Raw genomic sequence first — 21,217 nt, 5'->3', positions numbered from 1 at the left:
GATACAGACATGGCACTCGACGAACTGAAGTCCGCCATACCGGACTTCGCCAAGGACCTGAAACTGAACCTCGGTTCGGTCATCGGCAACAGCGACCTCCCGCAGCAGCAGCTGTGGGGCACCGTCCTGGCCTGCGCGATCGCCTCGCGTTCGCCGAAGGTGCTGCGCGAGCTGGAGCCGGAGGCGAAGGCCAACCTCTCCGCCGAGGCGTACACCGCGGCGAAGTCCGCCGCCGCGATCATGGCGATGAACAACGTCTTCTACCGCACCCGGCACCTGCTGTCGGACCCCGAGTACGGCAACCTCCGTGCCGGTCTGCGGATGAACGTCATCGGCAACCCGGGCGTGGAGAAGGTCGACTTCGAGCTGTGGTCGCTCGCCGTGTCCGCGATCAACGGCTGCGGTCAGTGCCTGGACTCGCACGAGCAGGTCCTGCGCAAGGCCGGTGTCGACCGTGAGACCATTCAGGAGGCCGTGAAGGTCGCCTCGGTGATCCAGGCGGTCGGCGTGACCCTCGACGCCGAGGCCGTGCTCGCCGAGTAGTACCCCCTGTGCGAGAAGGGCCCCGTGGACGACCGACCGTCCACGGGGCCCTTCTCATGCGCCTAGGAACTGTCGTTTGGATCATGCTGGGCTCGCGTGCCCCGGCACCTCGCCTTACGATGCACGGCACCAGACCCCGCTCCCCGATCCAGCCTGATCCAAACGACAGACCCTCGTCCAGCCCAGAAGACAACACCGTCGTGCCTGGCCCCCGAGAGGCGCAGGTCAAGCCCTGCCGAACAGTGCAACGGGAGCACCTGATAGATCAACGATCGGCGAAGAGAGTCGATCAGGGTCAGGGAGCCCGCACTGTTCGTCCCGCACGGTGTGGTCCAAGCTGACCGCCGCCCTGATCCCGCCGGTCCTGACGCGTCCCACGGCCTCCTCGCTCAACGGGCCGGACGCAGGGTGGGCTCCGCACCTCAGCGAGAGAAGGGCTGTCCCGGTCAACCGAAGACCCTGTCGTCAGGACTCCCTGGGCGGTTCGTCCGCGGCTTTCGGCTGTTCGCCCGGTTCCTCCGGCTCATCGGCCGGTGTGGTGACCGGCGGCGGCGCCGGCGCGGCCGGGACCGCCGTGGCTCCGTGCGGACCGGGGCCGTGGAACCGGGAGACGTCCCGACCGTACGAACGCAGGTAGCCGACCGCCGTGTTGGTCACCGCGACCAGCGGGACCGCGACGACGGCCCCGCCGATGCCCGCGATCATGCCGCCCGCCGCGACCGACAGGACGACGGCCAGCGGATGGACGCGCACCGCCCGGCCGAGGATGAAGGGCTGCAGGATGTGGCCCTCGATCTGCTGCACGGCGAGGACCACGATCAGCACCATCAGCGCGGTGAACACGCCCTGGGTGACGAGCGCGACGACCACGGCGAGGGCACCGGAGACCACGGCGCCGACCAGCGGGATGAAGGCGAAGAGGAAGATGAAGACGGCGAGCGGGACCGCCATCGGCACGTCGAGGAAGTAGATCCCGAGCCCGATGAAGATCGCGTCGATCAGGGCGACGATCACCGTGCCGCGCACATAGGCGGTCAGCGTCCGCCAGGCGCGCGGTCCGGCTCCCGCGACGCCCGGCCGTGCCTGCGCGGGCACCAGCTTGAGCACCCACTGCCAGATGCGCTTCCCGTCGTAGAGCAGGAAGAGCGTCGAGAACATCGCCAGCAGCAGCCCGGTGAGGACCTCCACCATGACCGTGACGCCCTGGAGCCCGGCCGAGGTGATCTCCTCGGTGTTGGTGCCGATGGTGTCGCTGAGGTTCTTGGCGATGTCGTTGATCTGCGACTCGGTGACGTGGAACGGGCTGTCCAGAAGCCAGCGCTTCAGCTCGTCGATGCCGTCGCGCACCCGGTCGGACAGGTCGTCGAGGTTGTCCATCACCTGCCACACCACGAACCAGCCGACCAGCCCCATCACGACGAAGCCGAGCACGGCGGTCACAGCGGTGGCCAGCCCGCGCGGCAGACCGAAACGCCTCAGCCGTACGACGGTCGGCTGGAGCAGCGCGGTCACCAACAGGGCGGCGACGAACGCCAGGACGACCAGCTGGATGGCGCTGATGACGCGCATCAGCACCCAGAGCGTGCCCGCGAGGATCAGCAGCCGCCAGCCGGCCTCGGCGGCGACGCGCATCCCCCAGGGGATGGCGGCCACCGGCTCGGGCTTCGCGGCGACGGCGGGGGCGTACGCGGGCGGGCTCGGCACCTGCTCGACGGCGGCTGTGGAGAGCGTGGACGACGATCCGCTCATGGCGGCCTCCTCGGCACGGCGCTCCTCCGCGGCGCGGCGTTCTTCCAGGCGCGCCCCTATCTCGGTGAGTTCGGCGCCCAGCCGACCGAGCCATCCCGGAAGTTTCGACATGGAATTTCCCTTTCCCCCGTTCACCTCCAGCACGCCCCCGGAGCCGTCCGGATCGACCGTACACGCGAGATGCCCCGCACCGTGGGCCGGTGCGGGGCATCTCGAAGTCGTGCGTCGGAACCCTCGTGGGTTCTAGTACCAGTTGTTGGCCTGCCAGAACGACCAGGCTCCGCACGGGCTGCCGTAGGACGCGTCCATATAGCTGAGGCCCCACTTGATCTGGGTGGCGGGATTGGTCTGCCAGTCAGCACCGGCCGAGGACATCTTGGAGCCGGGCAGCGCCTGCACGAGACCGTACGCCCCGGAGGACGCGTTGGTCGCCCGGTAGTTCCAGGTCGACTCGTGGTTCACGATGTTGCTGAAGCACTGGAACTGGTCGGCTGGAACCATCTGCCGCGCCATCGCCTGCACTTCGGCCACCGTGTAGGAACCCTGCGCCGAGAACGAGGAGGCGTCGCGGACGGACGAACGGCTCGCGCGCTCGGCCTCCTTCTTCTCCTTGGCCTCGCGCTCCGCCTCCAGCTTGTCCTCGGCCGCCTGCTTCTTCGACTTGGCGTCCTTGGCGGCCTGGATGCGGGCCGTCTCCTCGGCGGACTTCCGCGCCGCCGCGTCCGCCGCCGACGCCTGCGCGTCGGCCTGCTGCGTCAGCGAAGCGGTCTGCACCTGGGCCTGCTGGCCCGCGGGGATGTCTGCGAGCAGCGTGGTGTCGGCTGCGGCCGCCTCGAAGTTGTTGTCGTCGACAGCGGGAGTGCTGCCCGACGCAACGCCTACGACGGCGCCAACGGTGGTTACGGCGGTGGCGGATGCCACGGCGAACCCCCGGACCGAGATCCGGCTCACACGGTGTCCTTCCAGCATCGCCCGCTTAGGTGACCTCGCGAGCGCAATCGTGCCCTTGACACTGGCCTCCCTACTGCATGGGTCACGGGAGGCACGGGCCCGGTGGGCGACTTCCCGGGGGAAGCGCCGCGTGGTGCTCGCGGGCGGCATACGGCGGCTTTTGTTGAGTTGTGTGGTGCGTGGCGCCTCTGGAGGTGCCCAAGTGCCGTATGCGGGGCCTGACGGAAGCAAGACTCTGCCGGACGGACACGGGGCGTTGCAATTCTGTGTCGCGTGTTAAAGGTCACACCTCGTTTGGAGCATGACTTTTTCGGAAATGACGGCGCAGCACAATGCCGCCCGGCTAGGATCCTTGGCTCGCCGGGCGGCATCTATGGGGCGTTCAGGGTCAGATGCGCCCTTCCTCCAGCATTTCGGTCACCAGTGCGGCGATCTGCGAGCGCTCGGATCGGGTGAGCGTGACGTGAGCGAAGAGCGGGTGCCCCTTCAGCTTCTCGACCACGGCGACGACTCCGTCGTAGCGGCCGACCCTGAGGTTGTCCCGCTGCGCCACGTCGTGGGTGAGCACCACCCGCGAGTTCGCCCCGATCCGGGACAGCACGGTCAGCAGGACGTTCCGCTCCAAGGACTGCGCCTCGTCCACGATCACGAACGCGTCGTGGAGCGAGCGGCCCCGGATGTGGGTGAGCGGCAGGATCTCCAGCATCCCGCGCCCCAGCACCTCTTCGATGACCTCGCGTCCGGCGACCGCCGACAGCGTGTCGAAGACGGCCTGCGCCCAGGGGCTCATCTTCTCGGACTCGCTGCCGGGGAGATAGCCGAGCTCCTGACCGCCGACCGCGTACAGCGGCCGGAAGACCATCACCTTCTTGTGCTGCCGGCGCTCCAGCACGGCTTCCAGGCCCGCGCAGAGTGCGAGGGCGGACTTGCCGGTACCGGCCCTGCCGCCCATCGACACGATGCCGACGTCCGGGTCGAGGAGCAGATCGAGCGCGATCCGCTGCTCGGCGCTGCGGCCGTGGATCCCGAAGACCTCACGATCGCCGCGTACGAGACGGACGTTGCCCTCGGCCGTGACCCTGCCGAGCGCCTTGCCGCGCTCGGACTGGAGGACCAGCCCGGTGTGCACGGGGTACTCGGCGGCCTCGGGGATGAACAGGGTCTCCTCCGCGAAGAGGAGGTCGACCTGTTCGGCGGCGACGGCCAGCTCCGACATTCCGGTCCAGCCGGAGTCGGTGATGGCCAGTTCGGCGCGGTACTCCTCGGCGAGGAGACCGACCGAGGACGCCTTGATCCGGAGCGGCAGGTCCTTGGACACGACGGTGACGTCGTATCCCTCGGCCTGCAGGTTGCGTGCGACCGCGAGGATCCGTGAGTCGTTGTCCCCCAACCGGTATCCGGCGGGCAGTACGCCGGGATCGGAATGGTTGAGTTCGACACGGAGCGACCCGCCCAGATCCCCGAGCGGGATCGGGGCGTCCAGGCGGCCGTACCGGACACGGAAGTCGTCCAGGAGGCGCAGGGCCTGCCGGGCGAAGTATCCGAGCTCGGGGTGGTGCCTTTTGGCCTCCAGCTCCGTGACCACGACGATCGGCAGCACGACTTCGTGCTCTTCGAACCGGGCCATGGCGCTGGGGTCGGCCAGCAGGACGCTGGTGTCGAGAACGTAGGTGCGCCTGTCGGGCATGCGGCGCTTGATGCTGGTCACCACGGAAGGACGTACCCCCTCGGACGAGGTCGGGGAGTGCGACGGATGTCGCGGAACTTCCCAAAGGGAGAGGACGGACCGGGTTCGGGCCCCGTGCGCGGGCCGAACTCCGGCCCTCCGCGTCGGCCGCACGTCGTGCGGTCCTTCGTGTGCAAAGGGCCTCCCGGGCGAGCGGCCTGGGTGCCGCTCACTTGGATGCGACGTCCGCCTGGTTGGTGACCGGACATCGACCTGAGAGGGGTATTCCCTCGAACACGCGAAGCCATGCCCCCGCCTGCGACAAGGTGCGCCGGACCGGGTTCTGTGCCTTCCCCGCTCCCGCCGGGCGGGTCGCGTCCCTCAGGACCCGTAGCGCCGGTGCCGTGCCGCGTAGTCGCGCAGGGCGCGCAGGAAGTCGACCTTGCGGAAGGCCGGCCAGAAAACCTCGCAGAAGTAGTACTCCGAATGGGCGCTCTGCCAGAGCATGAAGCCGGACAGCCGCTGCTCCCCGCTGGTGCGGATCACCAGGTCCGGGTCGGGCTGTCCGCGGGTGTAGAGGTGTTCGGAGATGAGGTCCGTGGAGACGACCTCGGCGAGTTCCTCAAAGGTCGTGCCCTTGGCGGAGTGCTCCAGGAGCAGCGAGCGCACGGCGTCCGCGATCTCCTGGCGTCCGCCGTAACCGACGGCGACGTTGACGATTATTCCCCCGACGCCCGCCGTGGCCTCCTCCGCCTCCTTGAGGACGGTCTGGGTCCTCGCGGGCAGCAGGTCGAGTGTGCCGACGTGGTGCAGCCGCCAGCGGCCGTCCGCGGCCAGGTTCCGCACGGTGTTCTCGATGATGCCGAGCAGAGGGGTGAGCTCCGCCTCGGGCCGGTCGAAGTTGTCCGTGGAGAGCAGCCACAACGTGACGACCTCGACGTCGGTCTCGCTGCACCAGCCGAGGAGCTCGGAGATCTTGTCCGCTCCGGCCTGGTGTCCTTGCACGGCCGAGCCGCCGGACGCCTTCGCCCACCGCCGGTTGCCGTCGAGGATGACGCCGATGTGCTTGGGCACCTGGTCGTGGTCCAGGCGGCCTTCCACCCGGCGTGCGTAGAGCCCGTACACCAGGTCGCGCAAGTTCACTGAGTTCACCCTCTCGGTTCCGTACGGGCGCGTGGCCCGCCCTCCCCCTCGCCGGGGGTCCGGGGCCGCCCCCCGGGAGACCGCCGTGCTGTCCGCACAGCGCGCTTCCGCGCCGCGGATCGGCGGTTCCGAAGCGGCCACATTACTGCGGACGGGTCACGGGGGCCCAACCCGGTCTGTCACAACTCCGTGATAAGGAGTGAAACGTGATTGATTCCCTCTCCTACCTCGCCGCCACCTCACGCTACGACTCGATGCAGTACCGCCGCACGGGTCGCAGCGGGCTCAAGCTCCCCGCCGTCTCCCTCGGCCTCTGGCACAACTTCGGCGACGACCGCGCCCTCGCCACGCAGCGGGCGATCCTGCGCCGCGCCTTCGACCTGGGCGTGACGCACTTCGACCTGGCCAACAACTACGGCCCGCCGCCCGGCTCGGCCGAGCTGAACTTCGGCAAGCTCTTCCGCCAGGACTTCGCCCCGTACAGGGACGAGCTCGTCATCTCCACCAAGGCCGGGTACGAGATGCACCCCGGCCCCTACGGGGAGTGGGGATCCCGTAAGTACCTGCTGTCCTCGCTCGACGCCTCGCTCGGGCGCATGGGCCTCGACTACGTGGACATCTTCTATTCGCACCGCTTCGACCCCCACACCCCGCTCGAGGAGACGATGGGGGCGCTCGCCTCCGCCGTGCACCGGGGCAAGGCGCTGTACGTGGGCGTGTCCTCCTACAACGCGGCGCAGACCGCCGAGGCGGCCCGCATCCTCCGTGAGATGGGCGTGCCCGCCCTCATCCACCAGCCGTCCTACTCCATGATCAACCGCTGGGTGGAGGCGGACGGGCTCCTCGACACACTGGAGGCGGCCGGCATGGGCTGCATCTCCTTCGCGCCGCTCGCCCAGGGCCTGCTCACCGACAAGTACCTGTCGGGCATCCCCGAGGGCTCGCGCGCCAGCCAGGGCAAGTCGCTGGATCCCGGACTGCTGTCCGAGGAGATGGTGCGGCGGCTGCGCGGGCTGAACGAGATCGCGCGGAGCCGTGGGCAGTCCCTGGCCCAGATGGCCCTGAACTGGGTACTGCGTGACAGCCGGATGACGTCGGCCCTGATCGGGGCTTCGAGCGTGGGGCAGCTGGAGCAGAACGTGGCCGCACTCGCCGCGCCGGCGCTGACCGCTGCCGAGACCGAGGAGATCGACACCTTCGCGGTGGACACGGCGAGCACCAACATCTGGGCCAACCGGGGCTGAGCCGACCGCTCCTGGCCCGCCTCCCGTGCACCCGGCCCGGGAGGCCGCACCGGTTGCGCACGGGACCCGCACAAGGGGCCCGCAGCCCAGGGCACAAAAAAACGGGCCGGTCCGTGGGGGGGGATACGGACCGGCCCGAGGGGGGGTTTCCACCATAACCCTTCGTAAGTGATGCTGCGTGCCACGCCGCTCGACAATTACTCTCCGGATTCGCCGGACTGCGCTGCGGGCACCGTTTCCGGCCGCCTCACCGGCTCCGTCCGCCTGCGCCGACAGGAACGGTGGCTCAGCCCCGCCGTGGAGGCCGGGGACCGCCGGGAGCAGCGCCGCCGCGCGAGCCGGTGAGATTTCGGGTGCTCAGCGCCGTACGAAGCGGACGGACAGGCTGTCCCCGCCGTTGACGACGAAGTCGCCGTCCTCGCACCGGATGACGGCCTCGTGCACCTCGCCGTACCCGTCGCGCCGCTCCTGGGTGCCGACGACGGTCCACGCCCCGCCGTACGGGGGCGCCGGCAGTTGGCTCGGTGGCGCGAACTGCCACTGGCCGGCGGGTACGCACCAGTCGGGGAGGCCTGGCCAGGCGCCCGAGGTGATCTTCAGCGTGCGGTCGGACGCGCAGGTCAGGAGCACCGACTGCCCGCCGTCCAGGACGAACTCGACGGCCTCCGGCTCCCCGGCGCGGCCCTCGGGCCGGTAGAACAGGCCGTGCACCGCGGTGATCCTTGCTCCCGTGAGCCAGTCGGGCTTCCCGTGACGCGCCCGTCCCGGCGGCGGGCTCAGCTCCTCGCCCGGCATTTCCCTTCCCACCGACATGACCCGCTCCTTCGTTGTGCACTCAACCACCAGGGTCGCACTACTCATGGGTAGGACGGTGGGGCAGGGGGCGCCCGTTGCTTCCGAGGACGGTGAAGTCACCCTCGGGGAAGCCCTGTCGACGGGCGCTCCGGCTTGAGTGCCTCGATCAGGAAGCGGGCGCTGTGCGCGACGAACGGCCCATCGGACTCGATCAGCCGGTGCAGGGAACGGAGTTGTGGGAGGTAGGCGTCGACGGTGAATCCCGGCACCATCCAGATGACCTTGCGGAGAAAGTGAACGACGGCACCGATGTCGCGGAACTCGACGCGCAGCCGCTCGGCTCGCAGGTCGGTCACCTCCAGCCCCGCGGCCTCGGCGGCCTTCCGCGCGTCCTGCGGGTCCCGGGCTCCGCGCTCCTCGGCGGTCAGCGGTCCGAGGAAGTACTCGACGAGTTCGAACACGCTTTCCCGGCCGACCTGCTGGGAGAAGTACGTGCCTCCCGGCGCCAGCACCCGGGCGATCTCCTCCCACCACGTGGTCACCGGATGCCTGCTGACGACCAGGTCGAAGGCGTCGTCGCCGAAGGGCAGCGGCGGCTCGTCGGCGTCCGCGACGACGACGGCGCCGCGCGGGTGGAGCAGTGCGGTGGCGCGTGCGACGTTGGGGGGCCAGGACTCGGTGGCCACCGTCAGGGGCGGCAGCACGGGCGCGGAGGCGAGCACCTCGCCTCCGCCGGTCTGGATGTCGAGCGCCGCGCGGGCGGCGCCCATCCGGTCCGCCATGGCGCGCGCGTAGCCCCACGAGGGGCGCTCCTCGGTGGCGCGCCCGTCGAACCACGAGAAGTCCCAGCCGTCCACGGAGGCGGCGGTGGCCTCGGCGACAAGGGCGTCGAAGCGGGCGTCGGAGGCGGAGGCGGCTGAGGTCTCGGCTGATCCGGTCATACCCGCGATGCTGTCAGCCGTCCGCCTCTCCGTGCGAGTCGATTCCGACGGCATCCGTACGTCCGTACGCCCGGTGACCATCAGGCGGCCAGGCCTCCGAACAGCAGCCCGAGCAGCGCGCCGGCGATCATGAACGGGCCGAAGGGGATGCCCGTCCTGCGGCCGGCCCGTCGCACCAGCATCAGCCCGGCCCCGTAGAGGGCGCCGAAGAGGAACCCCGCGAAACCTCCGACGCACACGACTGCCCAGCCGTACCAGCCGAGCCCCACGCCCAGCGCGAGGGCGAGCTTCACATCGCCGAAACCCATGCCGTTCGGGTTGATCAGGAAGAGCACGAAGTAGAAACCGCCGAGAGCCGCTCCGCCCAGCAGGGCCGAGGTCCAGGAGCCGCCGTGCTCGGGGAGCAGGACGGCACCCCCCAGGAGGAGCGCCGCGGCGCCGGCCAGGGGCAGCGTCAGCGGGTCGGGCAGCCGGTGGACCCGTCGGTCGATGACGGCCAGCAGCACCGCTACGGGCGCGAGCAGCAGCCACACGACGGCCTCGGGCCGGGTCCCGGTCGCGGCGGCGAGGGCCGTACAGGCCAGCACCGTGACGACGGGGGCGACGACGCCGGGGGCGTAACGCCGCGCCACGGCCGGTGCGGGGTCCGCCGCGGCCGCGCCCCCGCGGACCGAAGGGACGGCAACGGCACAGGCCGCGCACCTGGCCGTACCCAGCCAGCCGCGAACGGGGCCGGTGAGCGCGTGCCCGGCAGGGCACGCGTCACGCCAGGGCTCCTCGGGCTCGACCGAGAAGCGGTACGCGGCACGCGGGAGCAGCAGTCCGGCGGCGGCGCCCCAGAGCGCGGCGACCGCAATCAGTGTGGCGTCCACACGGTCGACCCTAATCCGGCCCGCACGGCCGGGTCTTGGGCCCTGGGACCCACTGCGCGGCGTTCCGGACCCATCCGGTGCGCCCGGGGGCTACGGTCGGTGCCCATGGGGAAATGGCGCAACGGCGGCGGGACACTGACGGTCGGCTCGGACACCCGGGCACGGGAGGTTCCGCTGCGGATAGCGGCCTCGTACCGGGCACGGGCGCGGGGGCTGCTCGGTGCCGACGGTGTCGAAGGGGCACTGCTGATCACCCCGTGCGGGAGTGTGCACACCTTCCGGATGCGGTTCGCCATCGACGTGGCCTACCTGGACCGGAAGTTCAACGTGCTCGCGGTACGCACGATGAAGCCCGGCCGGCTCGGGCTGCCCCGGCTGCGCGCCCGGCACGTGGTGGAGTCCGAGGCGGGTGCGATGGAGGGCTGGGGCCTGCGGCCGGGAACCCGCGTGCGGGTCTCCGCAGCCGCTACGGAAGTTTCGCCGCCTGCGCCGTGACCAGCGCGGCCGGGACCTCCGGTGCCGTGTCCGTCAGGAAATCGGCCGCGTAGAACGTGACCACGGTCGATCCGGTCCGCACCAGGTGGAAGACGAGCGGGATCCTGGCACCCTCCAGGCTGCCCGTCACCTCGTAGGCGAAGGACTCCTGGCCCGCATTCGGCGCGGGCAGTGCCCTGACTCCGGTGTAGGTGGACGGCCCGTCCTCGCCCGTCGTACGGAATCCGTCCGCGCAGGCCCGGACGGCGTCCCGGACCGAGCGCAGCAGTTCCTCGGCTCCGCCCTTCGGGTGCGAGGTGAGGATCTCGGTGACGACGGTCCGGTCGTCCTTCCCCTCCTGGCTCGTGTCCATCGCCGTACGGAAGACGGTGGCGGCCGGGGCGGGTTCGGGCGAGCCGTTGATGATCGCCGTGATCGGCACGCAGGCGGCGTCGTCGGGCTTCTCGGTGCCGCGTTTCCCGGCGCCCTGGAGCGGGGCGATCTCGTAGCCCGGCAGCTCGCCCGTGGTGAGGGCCACCCTCGCGAGCTCGGCCTCGGTGAGGGTCCGGCCGTCGCTGGTGGGCACGGGTTCGGGGTCAGCTTCCGGGGTCGCGGCGGCGGTGGGTGACGCCGAGGCGGTGGCCTTCCCGCCGGGCCCCTTGTCACCGGGCCCCTTCTCACCGCCGTCGTCCGGACCGCAGCCGGTGGCCAGGCAGAGGACGAGCGCGCCCGCCGCCACGACCGTGGTTCGCACCCTCATCGCTCACCGCTCCCGACCCGCCGTGCACCGGATCAGCACGCTAACAACCCGGGCGGGGCGGGCGCGTGGGCCCGGGGGCCCATCCTCAGGGCGGCCCGGACCCCAGCAGCGTCCACGCGCCGTAGGCGGCCGAGCCGACGGCGAGCGCGGCCAGGACCGCTCCCGTGCGTGCCGTCGCGCGCAGCCGGGCCAGTGCCACGGCGGGGGGCAGGAGCAGCGGGAAGGCGGGCATCATCAGGCGCGGGCGGGAGCCGAAGTAGCCGGAGCCGATGAGCGAGACGACGACGACCGCGATGCCGTACACCAGCACGGGCAGCGGTTGCCGCTGCCGTACGCACAGGTACACCAGCCACCCCAGCAGTCCCAGCGCGGCGCACAGCCCGAGGGCGGCGGGAAGCGGCAGCCCGGCTATGAAGCCGGCCAGCGCCCGGCCGCCGTCGATGCTGTTGCCCCACTGCGCCTGCACATCGAAGTACGCGAAGGGGCTGCCCTCCCGTACGGCGACGAACACGACGTAGGCCAGCCAGCCGAGCGGTGCGAGGCAGACCCCCAGCAGCATGCGCGCGTCGCGACGCAGGAGGCCCTCGCGGCCGCCCGCCCGGTACTCCTTCACGAGGCCGGCGGCCCCCGTCACGGCGAGCGCGGCGAGGAGCGCCGCGGCGGAGGGCCGGGTCAGCCCCGCGAGCACGCACAGGGCGCCCGCGGCGATCCAGCGGCCTCGGAGCACGGCGTACAGGGACCAGGCGGCGAGCGCGGTGAACAGGGTCTCCGTGTACGCCATCGACTGCACGAAGGCCGTCGGGTACGCGCCCCACAGCGCGGCCAGCACCACCCCGGCGCGCCGCCCGTACAGCCGGGCGCCGACTGCGTAGATCCCCCAGGCGGCGACGAGCCCGGCCGTCCAGGCCACGGCGATCCCCGCGCCCTGGAGGGTGAGCGGGGTCACGGCGGCGAGCGCTCGCTCCAGGGCGGGCAGGAGCGGGAAGAAGGCCAGGTCAGGGTGGACTCCACCGTCGGGGAGAGTGACCGTGTAGCCGTAGCCGTTCTCCGCGATCCGCTGGTACCAGACGGAATCCCACCGGCCGCCGAGCAGATGCAGGGCGTCCTTCCCGGCGGCCGACGCCGACACCCAGAAGACGAGGAGCCCGACGGCCCGGACCGCCGCGTAGGCGCCCAGCGCGGGGGCGGCCGCCGTGAGAAGGGCCGCGGCGCGGTGCCGGGCTGCACGGGTGTCGGGCGCCACCGGGCGGGGGCGCGTCTGCTGATCGGGCATGCGGCCGATTATGGGCCCGACGCCGCGGAGGTCACCGAACCGGGCCGGGCGGGAGCGCTCCTCCGCCGGCAGCATTCCATCAGCCCCTGCCGGCGGAGACGGGACTCCTCGTCGGTCAGGGGCAGCAGCTCGGCCGTGGGCACGCCCGTCACTTTCCGGTTGCGGCCGGCCCGGCGCCGTGGGGGTGCGCCGGGACGGGCGTCGATCACCTGCTGCGCAGACGGTAGTGACCAGGCGGTCAACCGTCTTGGGCCCAGGGACCCAACTGGGGACCTCAGCCGTCCCGGTCCGCCCGGAGGTCGGACGGCGGCGACGTCAGCGCGTCCGACACGGAGACGTCCCAGGCGAGCGCCAGGTCACCGGCCACGGGGTGATGGGTGCAGAGCACCGGGGCGTCCCAGTTCCGGTCGTCCCCCGGCGCTGTGTCCTCGTCGGCCACGTCGACATCGCCGGCCTCCGCGCCGAGAGCGGCGGCCAGAGCCGACGCCATGGTGGAGGCCGCGGGCCGGTGCACGGTCAGGAAGGTGTAGCCCGCCGTCATGAACCGTCACGTCCTCGCGTCCCGCTCCGCCGCGGCACCCCTCCGAGGATGCCGGTGCCCGGAGCCGGCGGGCTCAGACCCGCACCTCGGTGGTGATCATGTCGGTGTCCGGAAGCGCGCTGGGCGGCTCGTCGCCGTACCACGCGTACTCGATCGCCGAGAGGTATCCCTCGGTGGCCCACAGCAGGATCTCCCCGAACAGCTCACCCGTCGGGTCCACGACCGTCGCGTCCACGGGGACGACACCGGAGGGCACCGGTGACCGAGGAGCGTCGCCCCGTAGGCGGAGGTCGACGCTCGCCGAGTGCTCGCCCCACATCGCCACCACCTGGACGTGGTCCACCTGGGCGCGCAGTTCGGCCGCGCCCGGGAAGTCGTGGGCGAGCACGAGCTCGGCCACCGCCTTCTCGGACGGACTCATGGGACGAGGAGTGATCGCAACAGGCACGAGTGGGGCCTCCGTATAGCCGCCCCCTCCGGGGCGATGGTGTGACACGAGTTCTCCGCAGTGCGAGAACGCCCCTGGAGCGCGTCGCACTGCCGTTTCTATCCGGGGAACTTTCCAGGGATGAACGCTGTGCCGAGCCTGGGGACTCCATTGACGATGGCGCCCCGGATCGTCACAGTCTCCCCCTCGATCACCCGGCTCACCTCGTACCTTCCGGCAGCCGGCAGATCCTTCGCGCCCTTGAGGCTGTTCATGATGGCGCGGAGTGCCTGCTCACGGCCTCCTGCCTTGGCCACAAGGTCTCCGAACCCGTGCTTGGCCGGGTCGATGACGTGCTCGAGGTTGGCCGGCGTGTTCCATGTCGGCCACGCCTCATCGAGGGCCTCGGCCGTCACACCGCAGTCCGTGTTGTGGACCAGCACCGGAGCCGTCCCCGCGAGCACGTAGTACGTGTGGATCCCGGCGACGGTGAGGTCGTGCGTCGTCTGCCTCTGTGTGTAGCGACCGACAGCGGCGACCGTCAGCGTGGTGCCGTCCGGCGTCCGGAGCCAGGCTCCCGGACGGATCTCGCCGGCATCCACCCAGCGCCGCGCGTCCACCGACCAGAACGGATGGGTGTCGGTCGCCGTGGCCACTGCGGGCCCCCCGGGCGTACGGAACACCAGCCGGGTGAAGTGCTTGTCCTCGTGCGTCGTGATCAGCCGCTCGACCTCACGTGCCCCGGACAGCCCCGTCTCCGGGTCCGTCGCGGACACCACGGTCCCGGGCACGACCTTCTCGATCCCGATGCGTCGCCCGTCCGCAAGCAGGACCCGCGTACCCGGAAGGAAACTGTGGGCGGCCGGGCACGTCGACGGCTTGTCGTCCTTCGGGTCCTTCTTCGGCGGGTCCTTCTTCTCGGCGTCCAGCTTCTTCCGCGCGTCCGCGAGCTTCTTCTCGGCGTCCTTGACCTTCTTGCGGTTCTTGACCAGGTTCTTCAACCCGTCGTGCAGATCCCCGCCGTGCTTCTGCAGTGCCTGGATGAGTTTCGCGGCCTTCTTCCACTTCCACGGCGCCCCGTACTTCGCCGCGAGCTTCCCGACCGCACCCCCGACCAAGCTCAGCAGGACGTTGATCAGCGTCTCCGTGCAGGCGCCCATGTCGCCCTTGGTGATGCAGTCCAGGGCGTCGGTGATCCCCAGTTCCTCGGCCAGGATCCTGGCGAGGGGACTCGGGCGTGCCGTCGTCGGACGCCCCAGTACCGTCCCCGGGGGAACCCTGCGCCTCGGGGTCTCCGCCTCCGCCCCCTGCGCAGTCACCACCCCCGCCGATCCGGCACACCTGCGCGCTGATCTTCTCCGACAGCTCGGCGCCGATGCCCGTGGCGACGAGGGCGCCGACGATCGCCACGACGACCACGACGAGGCCGAGGTACTCGATCGCACCCTGACCGCGCTGCCCGCGACACGACCGGCGCAGCCCCACCAGGCGCGCCTGCGTACGCGGAACCGGACGCCGCGACCAGCGGCGCGAACGACGACGTACAACCCCCGGACCAGACATGGCATCGACGCTAACGGCCGTCAGGCGCAACGGTCTTGGGCCCACGGACCCTACCTCGGCGGTCGTACCCGCTCCGGGCCGATGCGAGCGGCGAGGATGTTATTTTCCTTCACGTGTCAAGACACCAGGACGAGACCAGGGCTGCCTATGACGGGGTCGTCGAGCTGTACGCGTCGAAGTTCGCCGATCGGCTGGAGACGCAGCCGTTCGCCCGGAGCATGATCGGTGTCTTTGCCGAGCTCGTGCGTGGCACGGGGAACCTGCGAGCCGCCGACGTCGGGTGCGGGCCCGGCCATCTGACCGCCATGCTGCACGACTTGGGGCTGGAAGCCTTCGGGATCGACCTCTCCCCGGCTATGGTCGACCACGCTCGGCGGGCCCATCCGGCACTGCGGTTCGACGAAGCGCGCATGGAGGCCCTGCCGGTTGAGGACGGCATGCTCGGCGGAGTACTGGCTCACTACTCGATGATCCATACCCCACCGGAGGAACTGCCCGCGCTGCTCGCCGAGCAGGTGCGTGTCCTGACACCGGGAGGCCTGCTCCTGGTGTCCTTCTTCGGGACGGAGGGGCCGGAGCCGGTCCGCTTCGACCACAGGGTGGCACCCGCCTACAGCTGGCCGGCGGAGCGGTTCGTCGAGTTGCTGGCCGGGGCCGATCTCGTCACGGTTGCCCGCTTGCTCCATGATCCAGCGTCCGAGCGGGGCTTCCTCGACACCCATCTACTGGCCCGCCGCGCGTAGAGCGTAGGCCGTGAGCCGGGTCGCAGGCCGAGATCCCGTGCCGGGTCCTTCGGGAGCCACAGCGGGTACGGACCCATGACGAGGCCGAGCAGCCACTCCGGGCCGTAGCAGGAGGCACGGGGCGGCGGTCGGATCTGAGGCAAACGTTCTATACGGAGAGCCATAGTTGGGCCCGTGTTTGGGGCCGGGGGCCCAGGTCGGGCACCCCTTCCCGGTCGTACGCTCACCCCCGTCGGACGACGCAGCAGGTGACGGCGAGAGGGCGGACCGTGAGCGGTGGCAGCGATCGAGGTGACCGGGTTTCGGGCCGTGTGCCGCCGGGCTCCCCGGCTGCTCCGGGTGGCGGGGACGGCTGGTTCTTCCCCCTGAGCCGTGGCTGGGCCGCCGGCGCCCTCGTGTACATCGCCTCCGGGTTCCTGGTGACGCGGGCGCTCGTCGAGACGCTCGCCACCGACGAACGGCTCGAACACTTCGGCTGGCGGCTCGCGCTGCTGCACCTTCCCGGGGTCCTCGTCACGGTGCTGACGGTCCTGGGGAGCGCCCGCGCCCTCCCCGGCCGGCAGCGCGACTCGCGCGTCCCGTACCTGCTCGGCACGCTCGCCGTACCGGTCGCCGGACTCGCCTTCGGCTACGCGGTGACGTGGGACGTGGTGGGCACCGAGGGACTGCTGATGCCGGTGGTCGCGATGGTGACGGGCGCCGCCGTCGGGCTGGCACTGGACCGGATCACGGTCAAGTAAACGCCTGCGGAGCCTCGTTCATGGACGTACTGCCCGGTGGCACGGCCACCTTCCTGCTGCTGTTCGGCCTGTTCCTGGGCGCGTTCGCGGTCCGCTCCGCCATCCGGCTCCTGCGGGTGGTGAGGTTGGTCCGGCGCGGCGAGCGCGTCGAGGGCCGGTGCTCACGACGGCGCGTGATCGACCGGGGCTCGGGCAAGGAGAACCGCTACCGCACGGAGTACGTCTTCGCCTTCCGCGCCGCGGACGGCCGGGAGGTGGAGTTCACCGACCACGCCCCCGGCCCGTTCGGCTTCGAGGTCGGGGCGCCGGTGCGCGTCTCGTACGACCCCGCGGACCCGGCCCGGCTGGCGACGGTGGCGGGGCCGGGATCGTGGGGGCCGATACTGATGCCGACGGTGTTCACGTTGGTGCTGGGGCTGTTCTCGCTGGGGCTGCTGACGGGTTTCGTGGCGATGCGGTTCTGAGCGGGCCGGCGGCTGGGCTGCCGGCCGGGTTCGTGGTGACGCGCTGTCCGGGTCCGCGGTGACTCCTGACGTCCGACCGTCAGAGCTTGTCCCGGTCGCGGGGCGTGGCGAGTGGCTCCAGCGCGCCCGTGGCCCGCAGCGTCGTGTTGACGTCGATCACGGTCCCGGCCGGCGCCGCCCGCGTGCCGCCCCGGGTCAGGTCGATGACCAGCCCGCCGTTCGCGACCGGGGTGTACGCGCCCGGCAGCCCCACCGGGGCGAGGGCGGCCCGCCGCTCGGAGAGGAAGACCGCCCGGCCGCAGCGGGGGTCGGAGTTCTCCAGGCCGAAGTGGTCCGCCACCACCCTGTACAGCGCCTTGTCGTACACCTGCCCGGCATCGATGTCCCACTCCTCACCGAGGATCGCGAGGATCTCGGGGGTGCGCCGGATGACGTCCGCGTCCTCGTCCACGGTGCGCGAGCGGAAGGAGACCGAGACGGAGTGGGTGACGTACGTCGACGAGCCCCCCGCGCGGAAGGCCGACGTCACCTTCGCCGCACCCGGGTTGTGCGCCCACAGGGACGCCCCGTACCCCACCACGTCGAGGTCCGGCCCGGTGTTCTCCCGTACGACGTAGTCGGTCAGCACGGCGACTGAAGGCGTCAGCAGCGGGTCGGCCGGAACGCCGTCCCCCGCCTCGTGCCATCCGTGGAACGTCCCGGCGTCCAGCTCCCCGAGCCTCACCAGCGTGGCGTACCACCGCTCGGCGATCGCCGGCGGGCCCTCTTCGCGGGCGCCCCAGAAACCGTTGACGACGACGTTCAGCACGACGCTCTCCTCGCCCTTCTCCACCGCACCGCCGGCACGCGCCTCGGCCGGTGCCTCACCCCGTCACATCGTCAGGTGTGTTGATGACCTTAACGTTGATGCCCCGCTCCTCGAAGAGCTCCCGCGCCGCCTCGGCGACGTCCGGGTCGGACAGGTGCCACTCGACGGGCTTGCCCCGGGCCGCGTCCACCTGCCGGGTCGCCTGGTCCGCCCAGCGCTGCTGGACCTTCGGGGTGAGCTCCCCGGTCTCGGCGTTGTAGAAGTCCTTGCCCCGGTAGCCGTACTTCGCCTCCAGGTAGGTACCCCGCGCGGCGTCCCAGCCGTCGAAGTCGACGGGCTTCCCCGTGAGCTTGTCGAGCGGGACCTGGTACTCCTTTCCGCGGGCCACCTTGGAGATCTGCTCCTGGTAGCGCGCGCCCATCTCGGTCGGGTAGTTCCAGACGCCGGGCCTGATCTTCGTCCAGGCGCCGGTGCCACCGTCCTTCGAACCGGCCCGGGGGTTCTTGAGATCCTTGTACCAGGCCGGCTTCGGCTGGTTCCTGGCCCGCTCCAGCTCCTTCTTCCGCTTGGCCTCGGCGGCTGCCTTCTTGGCCTCGTCGGCCTGCTTCTGCGCCTCTTCGGCGGCCGCCTTCTTCTCGGGGTCGACCTCGTCGCACCGCTCGGTACGGAACCCGACGCGCACCGAGGTGCGCGCGGCCGCCATGACGCCGGTGCCACTGCCGGGGACCCCGGCCGTGCCGGTGCGCGTGCGCGTACCGGGGTGGCCGTCCGTGCCCGTCCCGCCGTCGCCGCCGTCGCCGCCGTCGCCGTACGGAACGCGCGGGAGGCCGCCCAGTCCGACGGTGCAGCCGGTCAGGCCCGCCTCGTCCGCGGCGTCGTCCGCGTGCTTCTGCGCATCGGCGGCGGCCTTCTCGGCGCCCGCCACATCGCCGGCCTTGGCGGCCTTCCTGGCCTTCGCCGCAGCCTCGGAAGCCTTCTGGGCGACCTCTCCCAGCTTTCCGAGCTTGCCCAGTTTGCCGAGCTTCCCCACCTTGCCGACGAGCTTGGCCTCGCCGTAGCCGGGGATGAAGAGGGAGCCGATGTTCCAGAGGCCGGTGCCGATGGCCTGGCCCTCGTTCCCGTCCTTCCACTGGTCCCGCACCTCGTCGCCGATGAAGACGTCGTCGAGGACCTTCAGGCCGGTGCCGCCACTGGCCTTGGTCCAGTCCCAGGCGGCCCCGAGGTAGTCACCGTCGGACCACTTGTCGCCGGCGCCCTCCGAGTCCTTGGACCAGGTGTCGCCGAGGCTCTTGCCGTAGTCCATGAGGCCGTTCAACGCCTTGACGGGGTGGATGACCGTGTCGAACGTGCCGGTGACATCGCCCCACAGGCCGTTGGCGAAGACGCCGGTGAAGAACCCGCCGGTCTGGTGCCCGGCGCAGGAGAAGAACGCGCCCACGCCCGAGGTACAGCTCTCGCCGCCCTTCTCCTCGTCGCCACCGCCGTCCCCCGGATCGCCGCCGTCCGCGCCGCCCGAGTCGTCCACGTCGTCGCCGCCGTCCCCGACCTGCACGGCCCCGGGGTCACCGCTGGAGCCACCGCTGGGGCCCCCGCTGGAACCACCCGAGGCGACACCCCCGGGGGCGGGACCACCGCTGCCGGTGGTGCCGGTGGTGCCGGTGGTGCCGGTGGTGCCGGTGGTGCCGGTGGTGCCGGTGGTGCCGGTGGTGCCGGTGGTGCCGGTGGTGCCGGTGGTGCCGGTGGTGGTGCTGCCGCCGGTTCCCCCACTGGTGCCCCCACCGCCGGCACCCGCGTCCGTACCACCCGCCCCGGTTCCCTCCGAGGCTGCGCCACCTGCGCCCGTGCCCCCTGCGGCCGTGCCGCCGCTCGCCCCCGTGCCGCCCCGATCGCCGCCCTCGGGGCCGCCATCGGGGCCGCCCTGGGGACCGCCCTCGGGACCGCCCTCGCCGTCCGACTCGGGCCCGTCGCCCGCGACGACCTCGCCTCCGCCGGGCGCAGGGCATGCGCTGCCGGTCAGTTCGCAGACAGCGCTGCGCATCCCCCCGGCCAGCCGGCCGCCGATCCCGGTCGCCAGGAGGCCGCCGATGATGGCGACGACGATCACGATCAGGCCCAGGTACTCCGTCGCCGTCTGGCCCCCGTCCCGGCGCCACCGGATCAACCGCGCGATGCTGAAAGGCCGGTGCGCGACACGCTGCGCGACCGGCACATCGAACCAGCCGCGCGAGCTACGGCGCAGCAGCAGGATCAGGCCGACGACAGGGATCACCAGCTGCGGTACGCCCCGCGCGCCGCCGTCCCCGCCCAGCGTCGCCAGCGCGCCGAGCAGGAACCACGTGTGTACGGCGACGAGCCCGCGCCAGATCCAGATGTCCCCGGAACCTACGTACGCCGACAGCGCGAGCCCCGCCACGCCCGGCAGCGCCGCGTACAGCAGGAGCCCGAGCAGCTCTCCGTCGACGGCGTCGACCGACGCGGCCCGGAGGAGTACGCCGACGCCTCCGACGACCGTGAACACGAACAGCGTCCGGACGAGGAGCAGCACCACCCACAACGGCCGTGGCAGCGGGACCCCTCCCGCCGGAGCCGAGAGCCCGCCGACGCCCCCCGATGCCGCAAATCCCCCTGTACCAGACACTCCGGCCCCCAACCAGGCACTGCAAGGCGAGAGTTCACCCGCCCGGCCCATCGGACCACGGCGGGGTGGCGGGAAGCATGGGCCCCAGGGCCCAAAAGAGCCGGTTGTCCACAGCCTTGTGCGGCCCTCGCGCGGATCATGGATCGTTGGCCCATGAGCCGCACGGACGCCTGGAAGCCGCCGCACGACCAGGAGACACGCGCCCAGCGCCGTGACCGCGAGTTACGGAAGCTGGCCGCCCTGGCGTCCGGCGGCATCCTCCTCGTCTCGGAGGCGGTGGCGGCAGGCTGGCCGCCCCGGCTGCTGAACCGGCGTCTGCACACGGGCGGCTGGCAGCGGGTCCATCAGGGCGCGTGGGCTGCTCCCGGCCGACTGGTGGACTGGCTGACCCGCGCCTGGGTCGCGCAGAAGCTGCAGCCGCACCTGGTCTGCAGTCACCGCACAGCTGCCGCACTCCACCTCGTGGAGCTGCTGGGGCGGCCTTGCCCGGAGGCCCAGTTCACCGACCCGCGCCCCGGCGTGTACCGCCGCCCGGGCGTCCGCGTGCACCGCGCGGCAGTCGGCCCCGCCGACCTGACGGTGCGCCGGGGTCTGTGCACGACCACTCCGGCCCGCACCGTCGGCGACCTCATGAGGTGCCTCCCGCGCGACGAGGCCGTCGTCGCCGCCGACTCGGCGCTCAGCCCCCGCACGGTGCGCGGGGTCCGGCGCCCCCCGCTGCTCGACACGGCCGCCCTGCGGACCGAGCTGGCCACCCGCCGCGCGGGCGCCGCCCGCGCCCGCGCCTGGCTGCCCCTGCTCGATCCCCGGTCCGGCTCCCCCGCCGAGACCGTCGCACGCCTCCGCCTGCACGACGCGGGCCTGCACCCCGTCACCCAGGCC

The 21,217-nt window shown here is 71.6% G+C and carries 21 protein-coding genes; 7 read left to right on the top strand and 14 right to left on the bottom strand.

Going from position 1 to position 21,217, the window contains the following annotated elements; all coding sequences use genetic code 11:
• The first annotated feature begins 9 nt into the window (after window positions 1–9).
• The gene (locus ACFU5K_RS23860) at window positions 10–543 is read left to right on the top strand and encodes an alkyl hydroperoxide reductase (RefSeq protein ID WP_327115158.1); all 534 of its coding nucleotides are present in this window, start codon (window positions 10–12) and stop codon (window positions 541–543) included.
• Between the two features lie 465 nt (window positions 544–1,008).
• Here ACFU5K_RS23860 and ACFU5K_RS23855 read toward each other — a convergent pair whose 3' ends face one another.
• The 4 genes from ACFU5K_RS23855 to ACFU5K_RS23840 form a co-directional block, all read right to left on the bottom strand.
• Window positions 1,009–2,403 (bottom strand): AI-2E family transporter, encoded by a 1,395-nt coding sequence (locus ACFU5K_RS23855; protein WP_384065059.1) that lies wholly within the window; start codon window positions 2,401–2,403, stop codon window positions 1,009–1,011.
• Between the two features lie 132 nt (window positions 2,404–2,535).
• Window positions 2,536–3,243 (bottom strand): lytic transglycosylase domain-containing protein, encoded by a 708-nt coding sequence (locus tag ACFU5K_RS23850; RefSeq protein WP_384065057.1) that lies wholly within the window; start codon window positions 3,241–3,243, stop codon window positions 2,536–2,538.
• Between the two features lie 388 nt (window positions 3,244–3,631).
• Window positions 3,632–4,954, bottom strand: a complete 1,323-nt coding sequence (locus tag ACFU5K_RS23845; RefSeq protein WP_384065055.1) for a PhoH family protein — start codon at window positions 4,952–4,954, stop codon at window positions 3,632–3,634.
• Window positions 4,955–5,290: 336 nt separating this feature from the next.
• Window positions 5,291–6,052: an isoprenyl transferase gene (locus ACFU5K_RS23840; protein ID WP_384065053.1), complete on the bottom strand. Its 762-nt coding sequence runs from the start codon at window positions 6,050–6,052 to the stop codon at window positions 5,291–5,293.
• 206 nt (window positions 6,053–6,258) lie between these two features.
• On the opposite strand from ACFU5K_RS23840, the gene mgrA reads away from it, so the two are divergent.
• Window positions 6,259–7,296, top strand: a complete 1,038-nt coding sequence (gene mgrA / locus ACFU5K_RS23835; protein WP_384065051.1) for an L-glyceraldehyde 3-phosphate reductase — start codon at window positions 6,259–6,261, stop codon at window positions 7,294–7,296.
• A 357-nt stretch (window positions 7,297–7,653) separates the two neighbouring features.
• Here mgrA and ACFU5K_RS23830 read toward each other — a convergent pair whose 3' ends face one another.
• From ACFU5K_RS23830 to ACFU5K_RS23820, 3 genes are all read right to left on the bottom strand, one after another.
• Window positions 7,654–8,109: a hypothetical protein gene (locus tag ACFU5K_RS23830; RefSeq protein ID WP_384065075.1), complete on the bottom strand. Its 456-nt coding sequence runs from the start codon at window positions 8,107–8,109 to the stop codon at window positions 7,654–7,656.
• Between the two features lie 98 nt (window positions 8,110–8,207).
• Complete coding sequence (locus ACFU5K_RS23825; protein WP_384065049.1) at window positions 8,208–9,032, bottom strand: class I SAM-dependent methyltransferase; 825 nt, start codon at window positions 9,030–9,032, stop codon at window positions 8,208–8,210.
• Window positions 9,033–9,112: 80 nt separating this feature from the next.
• Window positions 9,113–9,904 carry a prepilin peptidase gene (locus ACFU5K_RS23820; protein ID WP_384065047.1) on the bottom strand — a complete coding sequence of 264 codons (792 nt, stop codon included), beginning with the start codon at window positions 9,902–9,904 and terminating at the stop codon, window positions 9,113–9,115.
• Window positions 9,905–10,009: 105 nt separating this feature from the next.
• On the opposite strand from ACFU5K_RS23820, the gene ACFU5K_RS23815 reads away from it, so the two are divergent.
• The gene (locus ACFU5K_RS23815; RefSeq protein ID WP_384065045.1) at window positions 10,010–10,399 is read left to right on the top strand and encodes a DUF192 domain-containing protein; all 390 of its coding nucleotides are present in this window, start codon (window positions 10,010–10,012) and stop codon (window positions 10,397–10,399) included.
• Here the strand turns inward: ACFU5K_RS23815 and ACFU5K_RS23810 are convergent.
• From ACFU5K_RS23810 to ACFU5K_RS23790, 5 genes are all read right to left on the bottom strand, one after another.
• On the bottom strand, window positions 10,371–11,138 hold the full coding sequence (locus ACFU5K_RS23810; protein ID WP_384065043.1) for a hypothetical protein: 768 nt from the start codon (window positions 11,136–11,138) through the stop codon (window positions 10,371–10,373). The two genes, ACFU5K_RS23815 and ACFU5K_RS23810, sit on opposite strands and share 29 nt — an antisense overlap.
• Before the next feature lie 85 nt (window positions 11,139–11,223).
• Complete coding sequence (locus tag ACFU5K_RS23805) at window positions 11,224–12,411, bottom strand: hypothetical protein (RefSeq protein WP_384065042.1); 1,188 nt, start codon at window positions 12,409–12,411, stop codon at window positions 11,224–11,226.
• Window positions 12,412–12,685: 274 nt separating this feature from the next.
• Window positions 12,686–12,952 (bottom strand): hypothetical protein, encoded by a 267-nt coding sequence (locus ACFU5K_RS23800; protein WP_384065041.1) that lies wholly within the window; start codon window positions 12,950–12,952, stop codon window positions 12,686–12,688.
• A gap of 73 nt (window positions 12,953–13,025) precedes the next feature.
• Entirely contained in the window at window positions 13,026–13,373 is a 348-nt protein-coding gene (locus ACFU5K_RS23795) for a hypothetical protein (RefSeq protein ID WP_384065039.1), read from the bottom strand.
• 125 nt (window positions 13,374–13,498) lie between these two features.
• Entirely contained in the window at window positions 13,499–14,701 is a 1,203-nt protein-coding gene (locus ACFU5K_RS23790; RefSeq protein WP_384065038.1) for a polymorphic toxin-type HINT domain-containing protein, read from the bottom strand.
• Between the two features lie 354 nt (window positions 14,702–15,055).
• On the opposite strand from ACFU5K_RS23790, the gene ACFU5K_RS23785 reads away from it, so the two are divergent.
• The 3 genes from ACFU5K_RS23785 to ACFU5K_RS23775 all read left to right on the top strand — a co-directional run bounded on the left by ACFU5K_RS23785 (window position 15,056) and on the right by ACFU5K_RS23775 (window position 16,889).
• Complete coding sequence (locus ACFU5K_RS23785; protein WP_384065037.1) at window positions 15,056–15,685, top strand: class I SAM-dependent methyltransferase; 630 nt, start codon at window positions 15,056–15,058, stop codon at window positions 15,683–15,685.
• Between the two features lie 269 nt (window positions 15,686–15,954).
• Complete coding sequence (locus ACFU5K_RS23780; protein WP_384065035.1) at window positions 15,955–16,425, top strand: hypothetical protein; 471 nt, start codon at window positions 15,955–15,957, stop codon at window positions 16,423–16,425.
• Between the two features lie 20 nt (window positions 16,426–16,445).
• Window positions 16,446–16,889, top strand: a complete 444-nt coding sequence (locus ACFU5K_RS23775) for a DUF3592 domain-containing protein (RefSeq protein WP_384065034.1) — start codon at window positions 16,446–16,448, stop codon at window positions 16,887–16,889.
• A gap of 79 nt (window positions 16,890–16,968) precedes the next feature.
• Here ACFU5K_RS23775 and ACFU5K_RS23770 read toward each other — a convergent pair whose 3' ends face one another.
• Together ACFU5K_RS23770 and ACFU5K_RS23765 are read right to left on the bottom strand one after the other, a co-directional pair.
• The gene (locus tag ACFU5K_RS23770) at window positions 16,969–17,697 is read right to left on the bottom strand and encodes a hypothetical protein (protein ID WP_384065032.1); all 729 of its coding nucleotides are present in this window, start codon (window positions 17,695–17,697) and stop codon (window positions 16,969–16,971) included.
• A 55-nt stretch (window positions 17,698–17,752) separates the two neighbouring features.
• Entirely contained in the window at window positions 17,753–20,245 is a 2,493-nt protein-coding gene (locus tag ACFU5K_RS23765; protein ID WP_384065031.1) for a Tox-REase-5 domain-containing protein, read from the bottom strand.
• 243 nt (window positions 20,246–20,488) lie between these two features.
• Here ACFU5K_RS23765 and ACFU5K_RS23760 point away from each other — a divergent pair.
• Window positions 20,489–21,217: hypothetical protein (locus ACFU5K_RS23760; RefSeq protein WP_384065029.1), on the top strand; the 729-nt coding region annotated here is incomplete at its 3' end.

The organism is Streptomyces sp. NPDC057428, from assembly GCF_042803195.1.
Taxonomy (GTDB): Bacteria; Actinomycetota; Actinomycetes; order Streptomycetales; family Streptomycetaceae; genus Streptomyces.
Note: the sequence above shows the minus strand (reverse complement) of the source record. Positions and strands in the feature narration are given on the sequence as shown.

Excerpts from the sequence above, each read along its gene's own strand:
- ACFU5K_RS23860 (WP_327115158.1), top strand. The coding sequence starts at position 10 with ATGGCACTCGACGAACTGAAGTCCGCCATACCGGACTTCGCCAAGGAC.
- ACFU5K_RS23855 (WP_384065059.1), bottom strand. The coding sequence starts at position 2,403 with ATGTCGAAACTTCCGGGATGGCTCGGTCGGCTGGGCGCCGAACTCACC.
- ACFU5K_RS23830 (WP_384065075.1), bottom strand. The coding sequence starts at position 8,109 with ATGTCGGTGGGAAGGGAAATGCCGGGCGAGGAGCTGAGCCCGCCGCCG.
- ACFU5K_RS23825 (WP_384065049.1), bottom strand. The coding sequence starts at position 9,032 with ATGACCGGATCAGCCGAGACCTCAGCCGCCTCCGCCTCCGACGCCCGC.
- ACFU5K_RS23815 (WP_384065045.1), top strand. The coding sequence starts at position 10,010 with ATGGGGAAATGGCGCAACGGCGGCGGGACACTGACGGTCGGCTCGGAC.
- ACFU5K_RS23810 (WP_384065043.1), bottom strand. The coding sequence starts at position 11,138 with ATGAGGGTGCGAACCACGGTCGTGGCGGCGGGCGCGCTCGTCCTCTGC.
- ACFU5K_RS23805 (WP_384065042.1), bottom strand. The coding sequence starts at position 12,411 with ATGCCCGATCAGCAGACGCGCCCCCGCCCGGTGGCGCCCGACACCCGT.
- ACFU5K_RS23800 (WP_384065041.1), bottom strand. The coding sequence starts at position 12,952 with ATGACGGCGGGCTACACCTTCCTGACCGTGCACCGGCCCGCGGCCTCC.
- ACFU5K_RS23795 (WP_384065039.1), bottom strand. The coding sequence starts at position 13,373 with ATGAGTCCGTCCGAGAAGGCGGTGGCCGAGCTCGTGCTCGCCCACGAC.
- ACFU5K_RS23775 (WP_384065034.1), top strand. The coding sequence starts at position 16,446 with ATGGACGTACTGCCCGGTGGCACGGCCACCTTCCTGCTGCTGTTCGGC.